Source organism: uncultured Castellaniella sp., assembly GCF_937988725.1.
Taxonomy (GTDB): Bacteria; Pseudomonadota; Gammaproteobacteria; order Burkholderiales; family Burkholderiaceae_B; genus Castellaniella.
Genome location: NZ_CALKHS010000004.1, coordinates 257,920 through 279,265 on the forward strand (window position 1 = coordinate 257,920; position 21,346 = coordinate 279,265).

Consider the following 21,346-nt stretch of genomic DNA (forward strand, 5'->3'; position numbering starts at 1 on the left):
GTCCGCCATGTCTTGCGACACCTCCACCGCCTCTTCCGAATCGCTGCCAGGCTCCCCGGCCTCCTGGCCCGACGTTCCTCCTCCCGTGGCGCTGCGCGAGGAGCGCATCATCCGGCAACTCGGGCGTCGGCGCGACGACCCCTATGCCTGGATGAAATTCGTTCCCTCGTCGGGCGCCCGCGCGCTGGAAGGGCTGCCGTCGCGGTTGCGGGAACACCTGGACGCGGAGATGCGGTACGCGGATGCCGTCCTGCGGCCTCTGGCGGACGATGCCGCGCGGTTCCATGCCCGGATGGCGGCCCGCGCGCCCGAGCTGCGCGAGCCGGCGCCGGCGGCGTGCGCGGGATGGCGCTATGAGTCCGGGGTGCCGGCGGGCGGTTCGCGGCGCGTCTTTTCCCGCGTCCGGGCCGACGGGCGCAAGCAGGCGCTCCTGGACGAGGCCGAACGCGCCCGGGCGCACGCCTACTATCGCGCCACGGATCATCAGCCCAGCCCCGACGGCCGCTACTTCGCCTGGGCGGAAGACGTAATCGGAGACGACCGCCACCGCATCTGCCTGCTGGACATGGACAGCGGCGTCGTCCGCATTCTCGTGCCAGCCGACGCCTTCGGCTATGGCGGCCTCGTGTTCTCGCCCTCGTCCCGGTATCTGTTCTGGATCCGGCGAGACGCGCACAGCCGGCCGACGCGCCTGTACCGCAGCGCGGTCGAAGGCGGCGAGGCGGTGCTGATCCATGAAGAGCGGGATCCTTCGATCTTCATGCAGGTGGCGCGTACGGCGGCCGGCGGCTTCGTCGCGCTGACGCTGGCCGGCCCGGACATCGGCGAGGTGCGGCTGATCGCCGCCGGGGCCGAGACCGATCCGCCCCGGCTGGTGCGGCCGCGCCGGCGCGGCGTGCGCTACGAAGTGGACGAATGGAACGGAGACCTGCTGATGCTGACCGATGCCGACGGCGCCGTCGACCGCAAGCTGCTGCGCCTGGATCCCGGAACCTTCGCGGTCCGGGGCGATCTGGCGCCGCATCGCGCCGGGGTTCCCATCATCGCCGTGCGGCCTTTCGCCGGTGCGCTCGTGCGGGTGGAACGCCAGCAAGGCCTGCGCCGCCTGGTGCTGACGTATCCGGACGGGCGGGAGATGACGGTCGGTTTCGACGATCCCGCCTATGCCATCGATCTGACGCCATCCCAGCCATATGGGGCCCGTCAGGTGCGTCTCGTGCACCAGACGCCGGCCCGTCCGCCGCGCTGGGTGGACGTCGAGTTTTCAAGCGGACGGCGCAGCGTGGCCGGGCGGCTCGAGCCGCCCGGCTTCGACCCAGCCGCCTACCGTGTCGAGCGCCTGGAGGCGCGGGCGTCCGACGGGGAAGCCATTCCCCTCACCGTGCTGTCGCGCCGGGACGCGCGCGCGGGCGAGCCGGGACCTTTGCTGCTGACCGGCTATGGGGCCTATGGCATTGCCAGCGAGCCGATCTTTTCCCTGCCGGCGACCGTGCTGGTCGACGCGGGGTTCCGCTACGCCATCGCGCACGTGCGCGGCGGGTCGGAAAAGGGCGGGCGCTGGTACCGGGACGGCTGCCGCGACAGGAAGCGCAATTCGATGACCGATTTCATCGCGTGCGCCCGCCACCTGCTGGACATCGGCCATGCCGCGCCGGGCCGGATCGTGGCCCAGGGGGTATCGGCCGGCGGGCTGCTGGTGTGCGGCGCCATGAACATCGAACCGTCGCTCTGGGCGGGCGTGATCGCGCAGGTGCCGTTCGTCGACATGCTCAACACCATGAGCGATGCGGATCACCCCCTGGTGCCGCTGTTGCGTCCCGATTGGGGCGATCCGCTCTCCGATCCCCAGGCCTACGACTATATCGCCGGAATCTCGCCGTACGAGAACGTCGCCCGGGCGGACTATCCGCCCGTCCTGTGCACGGCCGGCCTGAAGGACGATCGCGTGCCGTACTGGGAGCCGGCCAAGCTGCTGGCGAACATCCGGCATCGGGGCATCGGCGGCAAGCCGGCGGTGCTCGTGCTGGACCCGGACAGCGGCCATCAGCAAAGCGACGACCGCGACAGCGCGTTTGCGCAGGCCGCGCTGTTCTGGGCCTTCGCCTGCCGCTGCGTGGGGCTGCCGGTTCCCCCGGACGGCGTCGGAGGTTCCTAGGCGGGGCGCGCCGCCAGCCCCTGTTCCTTGAGCGTCCGCAGAAAGGACCGCAGGGCGCAGGCGGCCGAGATCGCCAACGCAGGAACGGCGACGGCGGCGACGGCGTTCAGCATGTGCCGCTGGAACAGCCAGTCCGAGAGCGTGCCCGCCAGCAGGGGGCCGGAAGCGCCGAACAGCGAGACGACGAAACTCCAGATGGCGAAGCAGCGCGCCCTCAGGGACGCCGGCGCCAGGTCCTGCAGCATGGTGGGCACCAGGGCGTTGGCGGTGCAGGTCATGAACAGGAACAGGCCGACGGCGACGAAGGCGTGATCGAGCGCCTGCGCGGCGGTCAGCAGCAGGAGCACGGGGATCGCCATGACCGCCGACAGGCCCATGATCAGGGGGCGCACCGCCTGGCCGACCCGGCGGACCATGGCGCGATCCAGGAGTCCGGCGACGGGCAGGCAGCCGACGCTCGTGATCAGGATGATCAGGCCCATGGCATGGCCGATCTCGCCCGGCGCGGCGTTGAACCTGCGTTCCAGCGCCAGGGCGACCAGCTGGTTCAGGGCCTGCACGGCGACGATCAGGCAGCCGGCCACGCCGGCGAACAGGCCGATGGCCCGCCAGCGGCGCAGCAGGAAGGCCCGCAGCGACGCGGACGACGCGGCGTCGGCGGCTTCGATGCGCCGGGCGGGGTCCGCCGTCAGGGCGCCGAGCAGCAGCAGGGGCAGGCCGGCCATGCCGAGCAGCAGGAAGGCCTTGCGCCAGGGCTCCGCGCCCCAGGGAAACAGGTCCTGCGCGGCGGACAGTATGGCGCCGCTGAAATAGAAGCCGCCGCTGGCCCCGGCCGCCATCAGGGCCGCGAAACCCAGGTTGGCGGCGACCCGGTGCCGTTCCGGCGCCAAATCGGGAATCATCGAGTAGACCAGCGGCACCATGGCGAATTCTGTGATGCCCGCCGCCGAACGGCCGATGAAAAAGAGCGGGAATTCATGCGCGAGCCCGCTGAGCGCCATCAGGACGGACGAGACCGCGATCAGCCACAGCAGCACCCGCTTGCGCGAGTAGCGGTCCGCGAAACGCGACAGCGGGATGGCCAGCGCGCTGGCGATCAGAATGCCCGCCAGGCCCTGCAGCGCGCCCAGGGTGGCGTCGCTGACGCCGAAGCTTGTCTGGATGGCGGCCAGGGAGACGGCCTGAAGCCCCATGTCGGCCATCTGCAGGCCGGCCGCGATGCCCAGGAAGGCGACCGTGAACATGCCCCGCGGCGTCCAGCCGGCGGATTGCGCGGGGCATGGGAGCGCCGAGTCCGGGGTCAGCGCCATTGATACTGAAGCTGCATGTCGATGGTCCGTTCGCCGCCGTAGTAGCAGTAGAAGTCGCAGCCGCTGACGTAGGTCTTGTCCGCCAGGTTGCGCGCGTTCAGCTGCAGGGACCAGCTGCGGTCGATCTGGTAGCGCGCCATCAGGTCGAACAGGGTATAGCCGGGAACGGTCACGCCGCGATAGTAGCGCTGGTCTTCGGTCGGGCCGTTGTAGCGCGCGCCGGCTCCGACCGTCAGCGCGCCGCCCTGGGGCAGGTCGAAGCGATGATCGACCCAGAGGCTCACCTGGTGGCGGGGAATCAGCGGAGTCCGGATGGTCAGCCCGCCGTCGATGTCCTGGCGGGAGTGGTTGTAGGTGTAGGCGACCTTCATGCCGGTGCGCGGCGTGATCCGGAAATCGCCCTCCAGCTCCATGCCCCTGTTGGTGCGCTTGCCGCTTTGCGACTGGATGTTGGACGCATCCGCGATCAGGGCGTTCCGTTCCTCGATGTCGAAGTAGGCGAGCGTCAGGGTGCCTTGCAGCCAGTCCGGGTCGAACTTGATCCCGGCTTCCTTCTGCTTGCCCACGTAGGGCCGGTAGGTGTTGCCGCGGCTGTCGACGCCGGCCTGCGGCCTGAACGACTCGGAATAGCTCACGTAGGGCGAGACGCCGTAGTCGCTGATGTACATGGCGCCGACGTTCACGCTGTTGTGGCTGATGTCGTAGTCGGATCGGGTTCCGGCGATCCGGCCGTCGCTCCTGGCGCGGTCGTGGCGGATGCCGGCGTTGAAGTTCCAGTGCGATCCGACGCGCGCCTGAGCGGCGGCGTACAGGCCCAGCTGCCGGGTGTCGAGATCGTAGGGATCGGCCGTCGCCGTGAAGGGCCGGCCGTAGACCGGGTCGAACATGTCCAGGTTCGGCGCCATGCCGAAGCCGTTGTTGCGGCCGGATGTGTCGGACTTCAGGTAGTCGACGCCGACGACAGGCAGGATCTCCACCGAGTCGCCCAGGCGCACGCGGCCCTTGAGGCGGTGGTCGATGTAGTGGTTGCGGGTGCTGCCGTCGGTGAGCGAATAGCCGCGCAGCAATTCCCGATTGTTGTCCGAGCCGTAGGCGAACACGTTGCGCTGGTCGATGTCCAGGTAGGAATACCGGTAGTTCTGGGTGAAGGTCCAGTCCGGATTCAGCTTGTGGGTGAGCAGCCAGCCGGCGCTGACCTGAGTGCGCTTGAGGTGGTCGAAATCGGGTTCGCCCGCGTTCAGGCGCCGGTCGATCTTGCCGTAGGGGGTGTCGATGATGGTGCCGTAGCCGGGCAGAAAGCCGTTGGTCGGGCGGCCGTCCTCGCGCTGGATGCTGGTCAGCAGCGTCAGGGAGGTGCGCTCATTGAAGTCGACCGTCAGGCTGGGCGCCAGGTAGTAGTTCTTCATGTCCGTTTCCCGCTGCATGCTGTCGGCGCGGCGGGTCTGGGCGACGATGCGGTAATAGACGTTGCCCGCGTCGTTGGCGATCCCGTTGTAGTCGATGCCCAGGCCCAGGCGCTTGCGATGACCCGCCTCCAGGTTCATCAGCAGGGATTCTTCCTTGCGGGGGCGCTTGGTCACCAGGTTGACTACGCCGCCCGTGTTGGACGCCCCGAATTCCAGGGAGTTCGGTCCCTTCAGCACTTCGACCGATTCGACGCCGAAGATCTCGGGCTTCCAGACGAAGAATCCGTTCGGAGTCGTCGGCGTGCCGTCCAGCGAGGTGGAAGCGTCGAAGCCGCGGATCTTGAACCATTCGACCTTGTTGTCCGCGCCGAAGGGTTCGCTGAGAACGCCCGCCTGATATTGCAGGGCTTCGTCGAGCTTGCGGGCGCCTTGATTCTCGATGTCCCGGGCGCTGATCACGGCGCTGGAGTTGGGGGCGTAGAAGTCCAGGCTCTGCAGGTCGCCGACGGAGCCGGTCACCGTCACGGCGTCGAGTTCTCCCACGGTCGGGGGCCCCGCGTTCTCGCCGGCCGGGGCGGCCACGCCGGATCGAGGGGAGGCGTTTTCGCCCGCCGTGTCGGCTGTCTGCGCGTGAAGGGGCGTGGAGGCCAGCGCCAGCAGCCCGGTCATGGCGAGGATGGCGCGGGCGATAGGGGTATGAGTCGGTTTCCGCATGTCTTTTTATCGGCGGTGAGAGAGGAGTGAAAACGGCGGGAAGTTCCCGGGAAGCATGCTGTGGATGCGCAGGCTTCTTTCCTGTCGGCTACGTTCCCGGGATTGTCTCGATATGCAAATGATTATCAGTTGTCTTAATAATTCTAAACAAGAATCGTTAACAATTCAAACCGAGAGACGATTTTGCGGGGAGTCCGGCGCTTTTGCCTGCGGAGGTTTACGCCGCGGCGCCGCCCAGGCGCTGCAGCAGGCCGCGCAGCTTCTGCACCCGGCCGGGCACGTCCACCGCGCCGCCGAAGGCGATCTTCAGCCGGTCGGGGCCGTTCAGGCGCACCTGGCGGTCCTGCTGCACCAGTTCGATGATGCGCAGGGGGTCGACCTTGGGCTGGGGGGCGAACTGGATGGCGGCCTGGGATTCCCCGGCGTCGATCTTGACGACGTCCAGGGATTGCGCCAGCAGGCGCAGGCGGTGCAGGGACAGCAGCGTCTGGCCGGCTTCGGGCAGTTTGCCGTAGCGGTCGATCAGTTCTTCCTGGATCAGCGTCAGGGTGTCGGCGTCGGCGGCGTGCGCCAGGCGCTTGTACAGCCCCAGGCGGGCCTGCACGTCGGCGCAGTAGTCCGAAGGCAGCAGGGCGGGGGCGTGCAGATTGATCTCGCATTGCGAGCCGAAGGGCGCGTCCAGGTCGGGTTCCTCGCCGGATTTCAGCGCCCGCACGGCGGCGGCCAGCATGTCGTTGTACAGGGTGTAGCCGATTTCCTGGATGTTGCCGGACTGCGATTCGCCCAGCACTTCGCCGCTGCCGCGGATCTCCAGGTCGTGCATGGCCAGGAAAAAGCCCGCGCCCAGTTCCTCCATGGACTGAATGGCTTCCAGGCGCTTCTTGGCGTTGGCGGTGATGGCGTCCTCGCCCGGGGTCAGCAGGTAGGCGTAGGCCTGGTGGTGGGACCGGCCCACCCGGCCGCGCAGCTGGTGCAGCTGGGCCAGGCCGAGCTTGTCGGCGCGGTGGATGATGATGGTGTTGGCCGAGGGGATGTCGATGCCGGTCTCGATGATGGTGGTGCACAGCAGCACGTTGCTGCGCTGCTGGTAGAAGCCTTTCATCACGTCTTCCAGCTCGCGTTCGCCCATCTGGCCGTGGGCCACGGCGATGCGGGCTTCCGGCACCAGTTCCTCCAGCCGGGCGCGGCGGTTGTGGATGGTCTCGACTTCGTTGTGCAGGAAATACACCTGGCCGCCGCGCTTGAGTTCGCGCAGGATGGCTTCGCGGATGGTGCTGCCGTCCTCGCGGCGCACGAAGGTCTTGATCGCCAGGCGCTTCTGCGGCGCGGTGGCGATGACGGAAAAATCGCGGATGCCTTCCAGCGACATGCCCAGGGTGCGCGGGATCGGGGTGGCTGTCAGCGTCAGCACGTCCACTTCGGCCCGCAGCGCCTTCAAGGCTTCCTTCTGGCGCACGCCGAAGCGGTGTTCCTCGTCGATGATGACCAGGCCCAGTTGCTTGTAGCGGATGTCCTTGGACAGGATCTTGTGGGTGCCGATGACGATGTCCACCGAGCCGTCGGCCAGCCCTTCGATGGCCTTGGCGGTTTCCTTGCCGGTGCGAAAGCGCGAGAGTTCGGCGATGCGCACCGGCCAGTCGGCGAAGCGCGTGGCGAAATTCTGCGCATGCTGTTCGGCCAGCAGCGTGGTGGGGCACAGCAGGGCGACCTGGCGTCCGTTCAGCACGGCCAGGAAGGCCGCCCGCAGCGCGACTTCGGTCTTGCCGAAGCCCACGTCGCCGCAGACCAGCCGGTCCATGGGACGCCCGGACGTCATGTCCTGGATCACCGCCGTGATGGCGGCCGCCTGGTCGGGGGTTTCCTCGAAGCCGAAACCTTCGGCGAAGGCCTGGTAGTCGCGGGCGGGGAACTGGAAGCGCAGGCCCTCGCGGGCCGCGCGCTTGGCGTACAGGGCCAGCAGTTCGGCGGCCGTGTCGCGGGCCTGGCGGGCGGCCTTGCGGCGGGCCTTCTCCCATTGCCCGGAGCCCAGCGGATGCAGCGGGGCCTGGTCCGGATCGGCGCCGCTGTAGCGGGCGATCAGATGCAGCTGCGACACCGGCACGTACAGGGTGGCGTCGCGGGCGTATTCCAGGTGCAGCAGTTCGATGGGGCCGTCGCCCAGGTCCATGCTGACCAGCCCCCGGTAGCGGCCGATGCCGTGCTGCACGTGCACCACCGGGTCGCCCACGTGCAGCTCGGCCAGATCGCGCACCATGGCGTCGATGTCGCTGTGCTGCTCGAAGCGCCGCCGGCGGCTGCGGGCGGGACGGGCGGCCTGGGCGGGGTACAGGTCGTTTTCGGTCAGGATGGCCAGGCCGGCCGGGGGCATCAGGAAGCCGCCGGTCAGGGGCGCGACGATCAGGGCGAAGCGGGCGTCGCTGTCCAGGTAGTCCTGCCAGGTGTCGAAGGCCGCGTCGGGCTTGATGCGGTAGTCGCCCAGCAGTTCGGTGATGGTTTCGCGCCGGCCGGCGGAATCCACGCAGATGGCGGTGCGCAGCGGGCTGGCGTCCAGGTGGTGGCGTAGTCCGGCCAGCGGGTCGTCGGCCCGGCGGTTGACGGCGACGTCCGGGCAGGCGGCGAAATCCGGATGGACCTGGTCGTGGACCAGCGCCAGGCGGGCCAGCTCGCGCAGCCGGGCGTGGAAGCCCTCGTCGTCCAGGAACAGCATGTCCAGGGGCAGCACGGGACGCTCGGGATCGGACTTCAGGAACTGCCAGCGGTTATGCGCGTCCTGGGTGAAGCGGCCGATGGCGGCGGAGGCGTCGCCCAGCGTCACGGCCAGGGTGTCGGCGGGCAGGTAGTCGAACAGGGTCGCGGTGTGCTCGAAGAACAGCGGCAGGTAGTATTCGATCCCGGCGAAGGCCATGCCGTTGCCGATGTCCTTGTAGGGCAGGGCCCGGGACGGGTCGCCTTCGAAGAGTTCCCGGAAGCGGGCCCGGAAGCGGTTGCGGGCGGCCTCGTCCATGGGGAACTCGCGGCCGGGCAGCAGTTCGATCTCGCGCACCGGATACAGGCTGCGCTGGGTGTCGATGTCGAAGCTGCGGATGGATTCGATTTCCCGGTCGAACAGGTCGATGCGGTAGGGCAGGGCCGAGCCCATGGGAAACAGATCGATCAGGCCGCCCCGGATGCAGAATTCGCCGGGCGCGCCGACCTGGGTGACGTGGCTGTAGTTGGCCAGAGTCAGCTGCGCCCGCAGCCGCTCTTCGTCCAGGGTGTCGCCCTGGTGGAACTGGAAGGTGTAGGCGGCCAGGAACTCGGGGGGCGCCAGGCGCGTCAGGGCCGTCGTGACCGGCACGACCAGCACGTCCACGGTGTTCTGCCCCAGCGCATGCAGGGTGCGCAGCCGTTCCGAAATCAGATCCTGGTGCGGGGAAAAGCTGTCGTAGGGCAGGGTTTCCCAATCCGGCAGGAAGCGGACCCGCAGGTCGGGGTCGAACAGGGTGATTTCCTCGGCCAGGCGCTGGGCCGCCAGGGGGTCGGCGCAGAAGGCCGCCAGCGGGCGGCCGGCCTGCCGGGCCAGGGCGGCCAGCCACAGCGCATCGCCGGAGCCCGGTGGGCGCGGCTGCGCATAGCGCTGGCCGGGCCTGAGGGCGGCCAGGGTCGCCGGCAGGGTGGGCAGGGCGGGGGAAGCGGGGCGGGCGGATGAATCGGGCATCAGGGCTTTCGTTTGTTCTTCAGGCTGTGTTTGGTTCTGGCCAGCGCCTGGCTGGCCTGGCTGCCCTGGCGCAGGGCGACTCCCAGCGCCAGCACGTCGATGATGGCCAGGTGCGCCAGGCGCGAGATCATCGGGCTGTAGAGATCGGTGTCTTCCTGGGTATCGGCCCGCAGCAGGATGGCGGCCAGTCCGGCCAGGGGTGAACCCGAGGCGGTGATGGCGATGACGGGACAGCCGTTGTCGCGGGCCAGGGCGACCGCATCCAGCAGTTCGCGCGAGCGCCCGGAATGCGAGATCGCCACCAGCGCGTCCCGGGGACCCAGCAGCGAGGCCGCCATGCTTTGCGTGTGGCTGTCGGCGTAGGCGGCCACCGCCAGGTCGAAGCGGAAGAATTTGTATTGGGCGTCGGCGGCGACGATGCCCGAATTGCCGATGCCGTAGAACTCGATGCGCCGGGCCGCCGCCAGCCGGTCGATGGCGGCTTCGACCTGGGCGGGGTCCAGGCCGTTGCGCACGCGCAGCAGGGCGGAGACCGCGTTGTCGAAGACCTTGCCCGTCAGCGCGGGCACGCCGTCGCCGGGCATGAGCGCCGAGTGGACGTAGGGCACGCCGCTGATCTGGCTGGCCGCCAGCTGGACCTTGAAATCCGGCCAGCCGGCATAGCCCAGGGCGCGGCACAGCCGGATCACGGTGGGCTCGCTGACTTCCGCCGCTTGGGCGACGTCGCCGATCGCCATGCGGGAGGTTTCGCCGGGCCGGGCAATGACCAGACGGGCGACGCGGGCGGCGGCGCGGCTCAGGTGCGGCAGGCGGCTGCGCAGCTCGGGCAGGATGGGGGTGTTCATGAAGGGCTTAGTATAAAGGCCGCGCGGGGCGCGTGGCGGCCGCCCCGGGGGGCTGATATGATCCCGCAAGCCATCGCGTCCTGCCCGAGCCGGGGTGTCCGGCGCCGCCGGGCGGGATGCCGCCTGACGCTGTCCGCCTTACCGGGAATCCTCTTTTCAATGGCCGATATCATCCGCAAGAATGCCGCGCCCCGGGTCACGATCGCCGACGTCGCCCGCCATGCCGGGGTCTCGAAGGCGACCGTGTCCCGGTTCCTGAACCACCGCGACACGCTGCTGTCGCCCGAGATCTCGGAGCGGGTCGCCGCCGCGGTCGAGGCCCTGTCGTATACCCCCAGCCCCATGGCGCAGGCCCTGAAGCGGGGGCGGTCCCGGCTGGTGGGGCTGGTCGTCGCCGACATCACCAATCCGTACTCCGTCGCCGTCCTGAGCGGCGCGGAGCAGGCCTGCCGCCGGGCGGGGTTCCTGATGATGCTGTTCAACCTGGGCAATGACCGCGAACGCGAGAGCGTCGGCCTGCGGATTCTGTCCAGCTATCAGGTGGAAGGCTTCATCCTGAACACGATGGGCCTGGAACGCGAGGCGGTGGTGACGCAGGCCTTGCAGGGGCGTCCGGTGGTGCTGGTGGATCGCCTGCGGCAGGGGATGGACGTCGATTTCGTGTCCCTGGACAATCAGCAGGCCATCGGCATGTGCGTCCGGCATCTGACGGAATCCGGCTATGGCGAATTCCTGCTGGTGACCGAGCCGCTGGACGGGATCAGCTCTCGGCAGGAGCGGGTGGCCGCCTTCGAAGCGCTGCAGGGCGTCCGGGGGAAGTGGATGGAAACCCGTCCGGACGATCATGCCGGACTGGTCGACGCCTTGCGTGCGCTGCGCCGCCAGGCCCGGCGCCCGCCGGCGCTGATCGCCGGCAATGCGGTGGTCACCATGCGGATCGTCGCGGCGGCGGCGGAACTGGGCTGGCAGCTGGGGCGGGACATCGGCCTGGTCGGGATCGACGACACGCTCTGGGCCCCTTATGTCGGCCCGGGCATCAGCGCCGTCGCGCAGCCGACGGATGCCCTGGGCGCCCTGGCGGCGCAGTGCCTGATCGAGCGCATGGAGGGGCTGGACACGGCCGCCCGCGCCATCCGCCTGCCGGGCACCCTGGTGGCGCGAGGGTCCACCCGGCTGGCCTGACGCCCGTTCCGCGCCGAAACGGATCAGGGTAATTACTGATTTTCCTCGACATCGGGCTTGCCTAATATTATGAAACCGGTTTCAATGACGCCCGGACATTCATTATTCTCCGGCAGCCTATGAATTACACCTTTCAGTTCGGCCCCGTGTTCGAGGCCTGGCCCTTGCTGCTTCGCGGCACCTGGATGACGATCCAGCTGTCCGCGCTGGCCATGCTGTTCGGGGGCGTGGTGGCGGTCCTGTGCGCCTGGGGCAAGACCTCCGGCCCGTCGCCGGTCCGGGCGCTGATCCAGGTCTACATCGAACTGATCCGCAACACGCCGTTCCTGGTGCAGCTGTTCTTCTTCTTTTTCGCGCTGCCGGCCATCGGCGTGCGCTGGTCGCCCTACATGGCGGCGCTGGTGGCCATGACGGTCAACCTGGGCGCCTATGCCACGGAAATCGTCCGCGCCGGCATCGAGGCCATCCCCCGGGGCCAGATCGAAGCCGGCCTCGCCCTGAATCTGTCGCGCGTCGAGATCTTCCGCTTCGTCATCCTCAAGCCCGCCCTGCGCGCCATCTATCCGGCGCTGACCAGCCAGTTCATCCTGCTGATGCTGGCCTCCAGCGTGGTGTCGGTGATCTCGGCCGACGACCTGACCTCGGTGGCGGCGACGCTGCAGTCCGAAACCTTCCGCAGTTTCGAGATCTACATCGTCATCACGGTGATCTATCTGCTGCTGACCCTGTTCTTCTCCTTCGTGTTCCACAGGATCCACCAGCGCTACCTTCACTATCCGGACGGCCGCTGATGAGAACATTCGGACTTTCTGATTTCTGGTACATCCTGTACGCCGCCCAATGGACGGTGCTGCTGTCGATCACGGCGTTCGCCGGCGGCGGGCTGGTCGGGCTGGCGGTCGCGCTGGCGCGCACCGGGACCAGCCGCGCGGGCCGTGCGCTGGCCATGGGCTTCATCCAGATATTCCGCGGTACGCCCCTGCTGCTGCAGCTGTTCCTGGTGTTCTTCGGCGCCCCTGTGATCGGCTTCGAGGTGGATCCCTGGACGGCCGCCGCCGTGGCGCTGGCGCTGAATGCGGGGGCGTTCCTGGGCGAGATCTGGCGCGGCTGCATACAGGCCGTGCCCCGGGGGCAATGGGAAGCCGCCGCCGCGCTGGGTATGAAATACCGCTACCTGCTGCGCGACGTGATCCTGCCGCAGGCCCTGAAGATCGCCATCCCGCCCACCGTGGGCTATCTGGTGCAGGTCATCAAGGGCACCTCGCTGGCGGCCATCATCGGCTTCACCGAGCTGACCCGGGCGGGGCAGATCGTCAACAACGCCACCTTCGAGCCCATGATGGTGTTCTCGATCGTGGCGATCCTGTATTTCCTGCTGTGCTGGCCCCTGTCGCTGCTGGCGGGGCGGATGGAACGCCGCCTGGCGATTTCCCTGGCGCGGGGATAACGATTTCGGGGCGCATCGCGCCCCACTCTGGCTTCGGCCAGCAATTTCATGGAGACATCCTATGTTCAAGCGTCATACCTTGCGCGGCATCCTGGGGGCCACCCTGCTGGCCGCCTGCACGAGCCTGGCGGTCGGCCTGGCGCCGACGGCATCCGCCGAAACCATCGATCAGGTCAAGCAGAAGGGCGAACTGACGGTCGGCATGCTGGTCGACTTCCCGCCCTACGGCATCATGAACAGCGAAAACAAGCCGGACGGCTATGACGCCGACGTCGCCAAGACCCTGGCCAAGGACCTGGGCGTCAAGGTCAAGATCGTGCCCGTCACCGGGCCCAACCGCATTCCCTACCTGCTGACCAACAAGGTCGACATGCTGGTGGCTTCGCTGGCCATCACGCCGGAACGCGCCAAGCAGGTGCAGTTCTCGCAGCCGTATTCCGCCGCCCAGATCGTGGTGTTCGGCGGCAAGGACCTGAAGATCTCCGGTCCCGAAGGCCTGTCGGGCAAGCGGATCGGCGTGGCGCGCGCCAGCACCCAGGACATTGCCGTGACCAAGATCGCCCCGAAGGACGCGGAGATCCGCCGTTTCGATGACGACGCATCCGCCATGCAGGCCCTGCTGTCCGGGCAGGTGGACGCCATCGGGTGCTCCACCACGGTCGCCGCCGGGATCGCCAAGCGCGCGCCGGACCGCTTCGACAACAAGTTCGTGCTGCTGCAGCAGGAAATGGCCGTGGCGATCCGCCCGGGCGAGCCCGAAACCCTGAAGGCCGTCAACGAAGTGATCAAGCGCAACATCGAGAACGGCCAGTTCAGCAAGTTCTACCAGAAATGGCTGGGCTCCCCGCTGCCGGAACTGAAGAAATCCTGATATTGAAGACCGCACGCCCGACATGACTACGACCCAGCCCCATGAAACCGCCGGTCCGATCATCCGGATCGAGAAGATCAACAAATGGTATGGCCAGTTCCATGCGCTGACGGATATCGACCTGGCCGTGGCGGCGGGCGAGCGCATCGTGATCTGCGGGCCTTCGGGTTCGGGGAAATCGACGCTCATCCGCTGCATCAACGGCCTGGAAACCATCCGGGACGGGCGGATCGTGGTCAATGGCACCACCCTGGGCCCCGACGGGCGCGGGGTGGAGACCATCCGGCAGGAAGTCGGCATGGTGTTCCAGCAGTTCAATCTGTTTCCGCACATGACGGTATTGCGCAACTGCATGCTGGCGCCGATGCGGTCGCGCGGGCTCACGGCGGATCAGGCCGAGGCCCAGGCGATGGAATATCTGTCGCGCGTGCGCATTGCCGAGCAGGCGCACAAATACCCCAGCCAGCTGTCCGGCGGACAGCAGCAGCGGGTGGCGATCGCCCGGGCGCTGTGCATGACGCCGAAAGTGATGCTGTTCGACGAGCCGACGTCGGCTCTGGATCCGGAAATGGTCAAGGAAGTGCTGGATACCATGATCAGTCTGGCGGGCGATGGCATGACCATGCTGTGCGTCACCCATGAAATGGGGTTCGCGCGCCGCGTGGCCGACCGCGTGATCTTCATGGCCGATGGCGCGATCGTCGAGCAGGCGCCGCCGGATGAATTTTTCAATCGTCCCCGACACGAGAAGACCCGCGGCTTTCTGGGCCAGATTCTGAATCACTGAAGGAAGCGGGCATGGCAGGCACGATTTCCCCGGGAAGCGCGCTCGTTTCCCTGACGGCCTACGGCGCCGACGAGGTGCGCCGCCATGGCCAGGCCTGGTACGCGCGCCTGGCGCGCGCGGCGGGCGCCGACGGCGTCGAGATCCGCAGCGAACTGCTGCGCGGCGATGCCGCCGAACTCGACGATCTGGCGGCCCTGGTGGCGGATTCGGGGATGGCGTGCGTGTATTCCAGCGCGCAGGGCATGTGGGATGCCGAAGGCCGCTTCGACGCCGCCGCCGTCCGGGACGGCCTGGCGCGCGCCGGCCGGCTGGGCGCGGGCGTCCTGAAAATGTCCATCGGCGGCCGCCGGCCGGGCGATGCCGCCGGCCTGTGCGATTTGCGCGATCTGCTGACCGGCGGTTCCGTGACCTTGCTGGTGGAAAACGACCAGACGGAATCGGCGGGCAGCGTCCCGGCCCTGGAATCCTTTTTCCGCGCCGCCGATGCGGCGGGCGCGCCGCTGGGCATGACGTTCGACGTCGGCAATTGGCACTGGGTGGGAGAATGTCCGCTGCAGGCGGCGCACGCCTTCGCTTCCCGGGTGCGCTACGTCCATTGCAAGGGCGTGCTGCGGCGCCCGGACCGCTGGGTCGCCGTTCCCCTGCAGGCGTCCGCCGCGCCCTGGCGCGCCGTGCTGCGGGCGCTGCCCGCCGCCGCCTTCCGGGCGATCGAATATCCCCTGACGGGCGCCGATCTTGAACACGTGACGCGGCAGGCCCTGGACTCGCTGCGTCGACTGGAGCAACTCTCTGATGAATGAAGCCTTGGACGTCGTCACCCTGGGTGAGGCGATGATGATGCTGGTGGCTGGCCAGCCCGGGCCGCTGGAGCAGGTGGACGTGTTCCACAAGCGCACGGCGGGCGCGGAAACCAATGTGGCCATCGGCCTGGCCCGGCTGGGCCTGAAAGTGGGCTGGGGCAGCCGCCTCGGACAGGATTCGATGGGCCGGTATCTGCTGGCCAGCATCCGCAGCGAAGGCGTGGACTGTTCCCATGTGGCCCTGGTCGCCGGCGAGCGGACGGGCATGCTGTTCAAGGGCCTGGTCGAAGACGGCAGCGACCCGCTGGTGGAATATCACCGGGCGGGTTCCGCCGCCAGCCGCATGTCGCCGGCCGACGTGGATCGGAACTGGCTGCTGAGGGCGCGCCACCTGCATGCCACGGGCGTGTTCGCCGCCGTGTCCGCCGGCAGTTTCCAGGCCTCGCTGCAGACCATGCGGCTGATGCGCGAAGCCGGCCGGACCGTGTCCTTCGATACGAATCTGCGGCCCACGCTGTGGGCCTCGGAGGACGCCATGCGCTCCGGCATCCATCAGTTGGCCGCCCGGGCGGACTGGGTCCTGCCCGGCCTGGAGGAAGGCCGCCTGCTGACGGGGGAACGGCAGCCCGAGGCGATCGCGCGGTTCTACCGGGATCTGGGCGCGCGGCTGGTCGTGATCAAGCTGGGCCCCGAGGGCGCCTATTACGACGATGGAGCGCAGCAGGGCTACGTTCCGGCCTGCCCGGTGGATCGGGTGATCGATACCGTCGGCGCGGGCGACGGTTTCGCCGTCGGGGTGATCAGCGCCCTGCTGGAAGGCATGGATGTCCGCGGCGCGGTGGGCCGGGGCGCCTGGATCGGCGCGCGCGCCGTGCAGGTCCGGGGCGACACCGAAGGCCTGCCGACCCGCGCGATCCTGCGGCAGGCCGGGCTATGAGCCGCCGGTCCGTCCTCGTCTATCGCGACCTGCCTCGGCCCCAGCTGGACAGGATCCGGCAGGAACACGACGTCATCCAGGCCGATCCTCGGCGCGAGGATCAGCGGGCCGCGTTCTTCGAGGCCCTGCCGCGGGTCGAAGGCATGATCGGGTCCAGCGTCCGCCTGGATGCGGCCATGCTGGATCAGGCGCCCCGGTTGCGGGTGGTGTCCAGCATCTCCGTGGGCGTGGACGCCTATCCGCTGGCGGCGCTGCGGGATCGGGGCATCGTCCTGTGCCATACCCCCGGCGTGCTGACGGAATCGGTGGCCGACCTGCTGTTCGCCATGGTGCTGGCGACCAGCCGCCGCGTCTGCGAGATGGCGGCCATGGTCCGCGAGGGCCGCTGGCAGCGCAATGTCGGCGCCGATCAATATGGCTGGGATGTGCATGGCAAGACCCTGGGCATCCTCGGCTATGGCCGCATCGGCCGGGCGCTGGCCCGCCGGGCGGCGCTGGGGTTCGACATGCCGGTGCTCTACCACAGCCGCCATCCGGTCGACAGCGGCCTGCCTGACGGCAGGGCCAGGGCGGCCGGCCTGGACGAGGTGCTGGCCAGCGCCGATTTCATCGTGCTGGTCCTGCCCCTGACGGACCAGACGCGGGGCTTGATCGGGCCGCAGGCCTTCGCCCGCATGAAGCCCGGCGCCATTCTGATCAATGGCGCGCGCGGGCCGATCGTCCAGGAACGCGCCCTGCTGGATGCGCTGGACAGCGGCCGCCTGCGGGCGGCGGGGCTGGACGTGTTCGACGTGGAGCCCCTGCCGGCGGATTCGCCGCTGCGCGGCCATCCCGGCATCCTGGCCTTGCCCCATATCGGATCGGCCACCCACGAGACGCGCCTGGCCATGGCGGACATGGCCGTCAGCAATCTATTGCGGGTGCTGCGGGGCGAGGCCCCGCTGGCGGCCTTTCCGCTGCCGGCGGCGGGCTGAAGGAGCCGTTTACTTCGCCAGCGCGCAGGCCTGCAGGGCCAGTTGCGTGATCGCATTCCAGTCGCGCCCGGCCACGGCCTGGGACGGCGTCAGCCAGGAACCCCCGACGCAGCCCACATTGGGCAGGGCCAGGTAGCCGGCGGCGTTGCCGGCATGGATGCCGCCCGTGGGACAGAACATCAGGTCGGGCAGGGGGCCGTGCCAGGCCTTCAGCAGCGCCGCGCCGCCGACGGCCTCGGCGGGAAACAGCTTCTGGGCGGTGAATCCCCAGTCTGCGGCCTGCATGGCTTCCGATGCGGTGGCCACGCCGGGCAGGAAGGGGATGCCTGCGGACCGGGCCGCCCGCGCCAGGTTGGGCGTCAGGCCCGGGCTGACGCCGAAGCAGGCGCCGGCCCGCAGGGCGTCGTCCAGCTGCCTGGGAGTGCGGACCGTGCCCACGCCGACCAGCGCGTCCGGGACCTGATCGCGGATGGCGCGGATGGCGTCCAGCGCGGCGGCCGAGCGCAGCGTGACTTCCAGGGAGCGGATGCCGCCGGCCACCAGCGCTCGGGCCAGGTCCACGGCGGATGCCGTGTCCTGGATGACGATCACCGGCATGACCGGGCTGTGAGAGAGAAGTTCCAGGGCGTTCATGCGTGGCTGTCGGGACGAAGTCGATGAGCCGGCCATGGATGGCCGGAATGATGTAGTTATTCTACATAATCGAAGAATATTATGGAATGACCAATGATTTTTATCATTGGGCTACTTATTGATGCGTGGGGCGGGCTGCGGGCCTGGCGGCGGATACCCGGGAGCGGGCGCCGGATGCGGCGCGTGCCGGCGGACCGGTTCGCTCGGCTAAAATCCGCCTCTATGGAGAACCCTCTGATTGCCATCGTGCCAGCCGCCGGGATCGGTGCCCGGGCCGGCCGCGCCGATGGCGTGCCCAAGCAATATCGCGTCCTGCATGGCGAGCCCATGTTGCGCCGCGCCGTCCGCGCCCTGCTGGCCGATCCGCGCATCGCCCAGGTGCGGGTCGCCGTGGCGGCGGAGGATCCCTGGGCGGCGCAGGCCCTGGCGGGGCTGCCGCGCACGGTCTGGCGCCCGTGCGGCGGCCCTACGCGGGCCGCCACCGTCAGGGCCGCGCTGCGGGATGCCGGCCTGATGCCGGATGCCTGGGTGCTGGTGCATGACGCGGCGCGTCCCGGCCTGCCGGCGCAGGCCCTGGCGCGGCTGATCGATACCTGCCTGCTGCGGGACCGGGGCGGCCTGCTGGCCCTGCCGGTGGCCGACACGGTCAAGCAGGCCGTGCCGGCGTCCTCATCCGGACCGGAAGAAGGGGACGCGCCGGCGGATGCCGTCGCCCGGACGCTGCCGCGCGATCATCTGTGGCTGGCGCAGACGCCGCAGATGTTTCGCGCGGGGGAACTGGCGGCCGCCCTGGATGCCTGCGCGGCCGATCCGCGCGTGACGGACGAGGCCTCGGCGGTGGAGCTGTCCGGCGGGCGGGCGCCTTTGCTGGTGCCGGGCAGCCGCCGCAACGACAAGCTCACCTGGCCGGAGGATTTCGACTGGTTCGAGGCGTGGCTGCGCGGCCGGCCGGACGCGTCCTGACGGCGCGTCGCCGCGCCCCGGCTAAAATCGCCTCTCGACAGTCCACAGAGATGACCATGAAGCAACGCTTTCCGTTCCGTGTGGGGCAGGGCCATGATCTGCACGTGCTGGTTCCCGGCCGTCCCCTGATCATCGGCGGGGTGACGATTCCCTTCGACCGGGGCCTGGACGGCCATTCGGATGCCGACGTGCTGCTGCATGCCGTCACGGACGCCGTCCTGGGGGCGGCGGGCCTGGGGGACATCGGACGCCATTTTTCCGACCGGGATCCGCGCTGGTCGGGGGCCGACAGCCGCCTGTTCCTGCGCGAGGCCGCCCGCCTGGCCCGCGAGGCCGGGTGGGAGACGGTCAATGTGGATGCCACTGTGCATGCCCAGGCGCCGAAGATCGGCCCGCACGCGGCGGCGATGGCCGCCTGCATCGCCCAGGACCTGGGGATCGCGGCGGCGGACGTCAACATCAAGGCCAAGACCAACGAGGGTCTGGGGTATCTGGGGCGCGGCGAGGCCATCGCCGCCAGCGCCGCCGTGCTGCTGGCGGCCTGCCCGGCGGAAGACCGGCCGGACGCCTGAGCGGAATGTCCGGGCGTCGCGCCGGGGCCTGCTTACAGCGTGGCGCCGCCGATGGCGCGGTTGCAGGCGCACAGCCCGTCGGTCAGCAGACCGTCCAGGATGCGCAGGGTTTCTTCCGGATTGCGGCCGACCTTGAAGTTGTTCACCGAGACGTGCTGGATGAGGTTGTCCGGGTCGATGATGAAGGTGGCCCGCAGGGCGACGCCTTCGGATTTGTCGCGGATGCCCAGTTGGTCGATCAGGGCGCCGTTGGTGTCCCCGAACTGATAGTGGTTCAGTTTGCTGAGTTCCGGGTTCTCGCGCCGCCAGGCCAGTTTGACGTATTCGTTGTCGGTCGATCCGCCCATCAGCACGGCGTCGCGTTCTTCGAAGGCATCGGCCAGGGCGTTGAAGCCGATGATTTCGGTGGGGCAGACCTGGGTGAAGTCCTTGGGATAGAAATAGATCACCTTCCATTTGCCGGGGAAGGAAGATTCAGTGATGTCCTCGAAGGCTGAAACGCCGTTTTCCTCGTGCTGATTGAATCCGGGTTTGACGCCGGTGACGCGGAAGGCCTCGAGCTTGTCGCCTATGGTTTTCATCGGGGCTCCTGAGTGAAGGACGGCCAATCGGGCCGCCTTGTCATTCTACGCCATGGCCTTGTCGGCCTGCCGCGCCTTGGCCTTGGGCATTTCGATGCGCGCCAGCAGCCCCTGCGTCGGCTGGGAAATCAGTTCGAATTTCCCGCCCACCTGGCCCAGCAGCCGCTCGACGATGGACAGGCCCAGGCCGGCGCCGCTGACGCCGGTGCGCGCGGACTCGCCCCGCGCGAAGGGGCGCAGCAGGCGCTGGACGTCGGCGTGCGGAATGCCCACGCCGCGGTCCTGCACTTCGATGCGCAGCAGATTGCCGCTCTGGTAGGCTCGCAGCATGATGTGGGCGCGGTCGTCGCTGACGCTGCGGCCATAGCGCCGGGCGTTTTCGATCAGGTTGCTGACGATGCGCTTCAGGTCGTTGGCGCTGATCCGCGCCTGCAGTCCGGGCTCGATGCTGGCCTGCAGGTCGCCCCCCAGGGACTCGGTATGACTGCGTTCGCGTTCCAGCAGGTCTTTCAGCACCCGCGAGACGTCGATGCCGGTCTCGGGCACCTGGCCGGCGGGGCGGGCGTATTCCATGAGCTGCCCGATACTGTGATTGATCTGCGCCAGGTCGTCGTCGATCGCCTGGCGCGCCTCGTCGCTCATGTGGCTCATCTCGATTTCCAGGCGGATGCGGGCCAGCGGCGTGCGCAGGTCGTGCGAAATGCCCGCCAGCATGATCTCCCGGTCGGCCTCGTTCTGCCGCAAGTCCCGGGCCATGCGGTTGAAGGCGATGTTCATGTCGCGGATTTCGACGGGCCCCTTTTCGGGCAGGGGCGTGGGCGTCGCCCCCCGCGCCAGCTGCTGGGCGACCTTGGCCAGTTGCGCCAGCGGGTGATTGATGAAGCGCACGCTGACGGCGGCCCCCAGCAGCGCCAGCATCAGGGATGCGGCCACCCAGCCCAGCCATTCGCGGCCCGTGGTCAGCCGCAGCTGGTCCCGGTCGAACACCAGCCAGTAGAGCGTGCCGTCGATCTGGAAGCTGATCCAGATGCCGGGCACCTGGTTGACGGCCCACATCATGGCCGTCTGCCCGCCCAGGCGGTTGCGGATCTCCGCGGAGACGTTGTCCCAATAGGCGGTGTGCGGCAGCGGTTCCAGGACGTCCGTGGGTTCGCGGGGCTGCACCCGCAGGCTTTCCTGGGTGGCCAGGTCCAGCAGCAGGGCCGGCCGGACCTCGGTGGGCGCGTAGACCAGGGCGGAGCGCGTGATGCTGACCGTGGTGGCGATGCGCTGGGCCAGCTGCATGGCGCGGGGGCCTTCTTCGATGTTGAAGACGATCTGCAGCCACGCGCCCAGGCTGACCAGCATCAGGAAGGCGATCAGCAGAAAGGATCGGGTGAACAATCCCAGGCGCAACCGGGACAGGATGGCGCGCCGGAGCCGTTTGACGAGCGTCATGAGAGGAATGGCCCGCGAGGGGATGCCCCGCGGAC

At 68.8% G+C, this 21,346-nt stretch carries 18 protein-coding genes; 11 read left to right on the plus strand and 7 right to left on the minus strand.

The features are described 5' to 3' along the window. Positions 1 to 7: 7 nt before the first annotated feature. Positions 8 to 2,155, plus strand: a complete 2,148-nt coding sequence (locus Q0263_RS04725; protein WP_298013798.1) for a prolyl oligopeptidase family serine peptidase — start codon at positions 8 to 10, stop codon at positions 2,153 to 2,155. Here the strand turns inward: Q0263_RS04725 and Q0263_RS04730 are convergent. From Q0263_RS04730 to Q0263_RS04745, 4 genes are all read right to left on the minus strand, one after another. Then, positions 2,152 to 3,399 (minus strand): MFS transporter, encoded by a 1,248-nt coding sequence (locus tag Q0263_RS04730; protein WP_298013800.1) that lies wholly within the window; start codon positions 3,397 to 3,399, stop codon positions 2,152 to 2,154. The genes Q0263_RS04725 and Q0263_RS04730 overlap by 4 nt on opposite strands. A gap of 56 nt (positions 3,400 to 3,455) precedes the next feature. After that, the gene (locus Q0263_RS04735) at positions 3,456 to 5,585 is read right to left on the minus strand and encodes a TonB-dependent siderophore receptor (protein ID WP_298013802.1); all 2,130 of its coding nucleotides are present in this window, start codon (positions 5,583 to 5,585) and stop codon (positions 3,456 to 3,458) included. A gap of 217 nt (positions 5,586 to 5,802) precedes the next feature. Beyond that, on the minus strand, positions 5,803 to 9,282 hold the full coding sequence (gene mfd / locus Q0263_RS04740; protein WP_298013803.1) for a transcription-repair coupling factor: 3,480 nt from the start codon (positions 9,280 to 9,282) through the stop codon (positions 5,803 to 5,805). Then, on the minus strand, positions 9,282 to 10,127 hold the full coding sequence (locus tag Q0263_RS04745) for an SIS domain-containing protein (protein ID WP_298013805.1): 846 nt from the start codon (positions 10,125 to 10,127) through the stop codon (positions 9,282 to 9,284). The genes mfd and Q0263_RS04745 overlap by 1 nt, the downstream gene beginning before the upstream one ends. Positions 10,128 to 10,286: 159 nt before the next feature. Between Q0263_RS04745 and Q0263_RS04750 the strand changes: the two genes are divergently transcribed. The 8 genes from Q0263_RS04750 (at position 10,287) to Q0263_RS04785 (ending at position 17,125) form a co-directional block, all read left to right on the plus strand. Then, positions 10,287 to 11,309, plus strand: coding sequence for a LacI family DNA-binding transcriptional regulator (locus Q0263_RS04750; RefSeq protein ID WP_298013807.1), 1,023 nt, complete (start codon positions 10,287 to 10,289; stop codon positions 11,307 to 11,309). A gap of 119 nt (positions 11,310 to 11,428) precedes the next feature. After that, the gene (locus Q0263_RS04755; protein WP_298013809.1) at positions 11,429 to 12,100 is read left to right on the plus strand and encodes an amino acid ABC transporter permease; all 672 of its coding nucleotides are present in this window, start codon (positions 11,429 to 11,431) and stop codon (positions 12,098 to 12,100) included. Then, positions 12,100 to 12,756, plus strand: coding sequence for an amino acid ABC transporter permease (locus tag Q0263_RS04760; RefSeq protein ID WP_298013811.1), 657 nt, complete (start codon positions 12,100 to 12,102; stop codon positions 12,754 to 12,756). The genes Q0263_RS04755 and Q0263_RS04760 overlap by 1 nt, the downstream gene beginning before the upstream one ends. Positions 12,757 to 12,817: 61 nt before the next feature. Further along, positions 12,818 to 13,627 carry a transporter substrate-binding domain-containing protein gene (locus Q0263_RS04765; RefSeq protein ID WP_298013813.1) on the plus strand — a complete coding sequence of 270 codons (810 nt, stop codon included), beginning with the start codon at positions 12,818 to 12,820 and terminating at the stop codon, positions 13,625 to 13,627. Positions 13,628 to 13,649: 22 nt separating this feature from the next. Next, positions 13,650 to 14,414, plus strand: a complete 765-nt coding sequence (locus Q0263_RS04770) for an amino acid ABC transporter ATP-binding protein (protein ID WP_298013815.1) — start codon at positions 13,650 to 13,652, stop codon at positions 14,412 to 14,414. Between the two features lie 11 nt (positions 14,415 to 14,425). After that, positions 14,426 to 15,214: a TIM barrel protein gene (locus tag Q0263_RS04775; RefSeq protein WP_298013817.1), complete on the plus strand. Its 789-nt coding sequence runs from the start codon at positions 14,426 to 14,428 to the stop codon at positions 15,212 to 15,214. Beyond that, a complete protein-coding gene (locus tag Q0263_RS04780) occupies positions 15,207 to 16,151 on the plus strand; it encodes a sugar kinase (RefSeq protein WP_298013818.1) in 945 nt (314 codons plus the stop codon). Before Q0263_RS04775 ends, Q0263_RS04780 begins: the two co-directional genes overlap by 8 nt. Beyond that, complete coding sequence (locus Q0263_RS04785; protein ID WP_298013820.1) at positions 16,148 to 17,125, plus strand: D-glycerate dehydrogenase; 978 nt, start codon at positions 16,148 to 16,150, stop codon at positions 17,123 to 17,125. Before Q0263_RS04780 ends, Q0263_RS04785 begins: the two co-directional genes overlap by 4 nt. A gap of 9 nt (positions 17,126 to 17,134) precedes the next feature. On the opposite strand, the gene eda is transcribed toward Q0263_RS04785, so the two are convergent. Next, complete coding sequence (eda, locus tag Q0263_RS04790) at positions 17,135 to 17,758, minus strand: bifunctional 4-hydroxy-2-oxoglutarate aldolase/2-dehydro-3-deoxy-phosphogluconate aldolase (protein WP_298013822.1); 624 nt, start codon at positions 17,756 to 17,758, stop codon at positions 17,135 to 17,137. A 222-nt stretch (positions 17,759 to 17,980) separates the two neighbouring features. Between eda and Q0263_RS04795 the strand changes: the two genes are divergently transcribed. Beyond that, positions 17,981 to 18,721: a 2-C-methyl-D-erythritol 4-phosphate cytidylyltransferase gene (locus Q0263_RS04795; protein WP_298013825.1), complete on the plus strand. Its 741-nt coding sequence runs from the start codon at positions 17,981 to 17,983 to the stop codon at positions 18,719 to 18,721. Between the two features lie 56 nt (positions 18,722 to 18,777). Beyond that, entirely contained in the window at positions 18,778 to 19,293 is a 516-nt protein-coding gene (gene ispF, locus Q0263_RS04800; RefSeq protein ID WP_298013827.1) for a 2-C-methyl-D-erythritol 2,4-cyclodiphosphate synthase, read from the plus strand. Between the two features lie 32 nt (positions 19,294 to 19,325). Here ispF and Q0263_RS04805 read toward each other — a convergent pair whose 3' ends face one another. Further along, positions 19,326 to 19,874 carry a peroxiredoxin gene (locus Q0263_RS04805; protein ID WP_298013829.1) on the minus strand — a complete coding sequence of 183 codons (549 nt, stop codon included), beginning with the start codon at positions 19,872 to 19,874 and terminating at the stop codon, positions 19,326 to 19,328. 45 nt (positions 19,875 to 19,919) lie between these two features. Further along, complete coding sequence (locus Q0263_RS04810; RefSeq protein WP_298013831.1) at positions 19,920 to 21,311, minus strand: ATP-binding protein; 1,392 nt, start codon at positions 21,309 to 21,311, stop codon at positions 19,920 to 19,922. Positions 21,312 to 21,346: the final 35 nt, after the last annotated feature.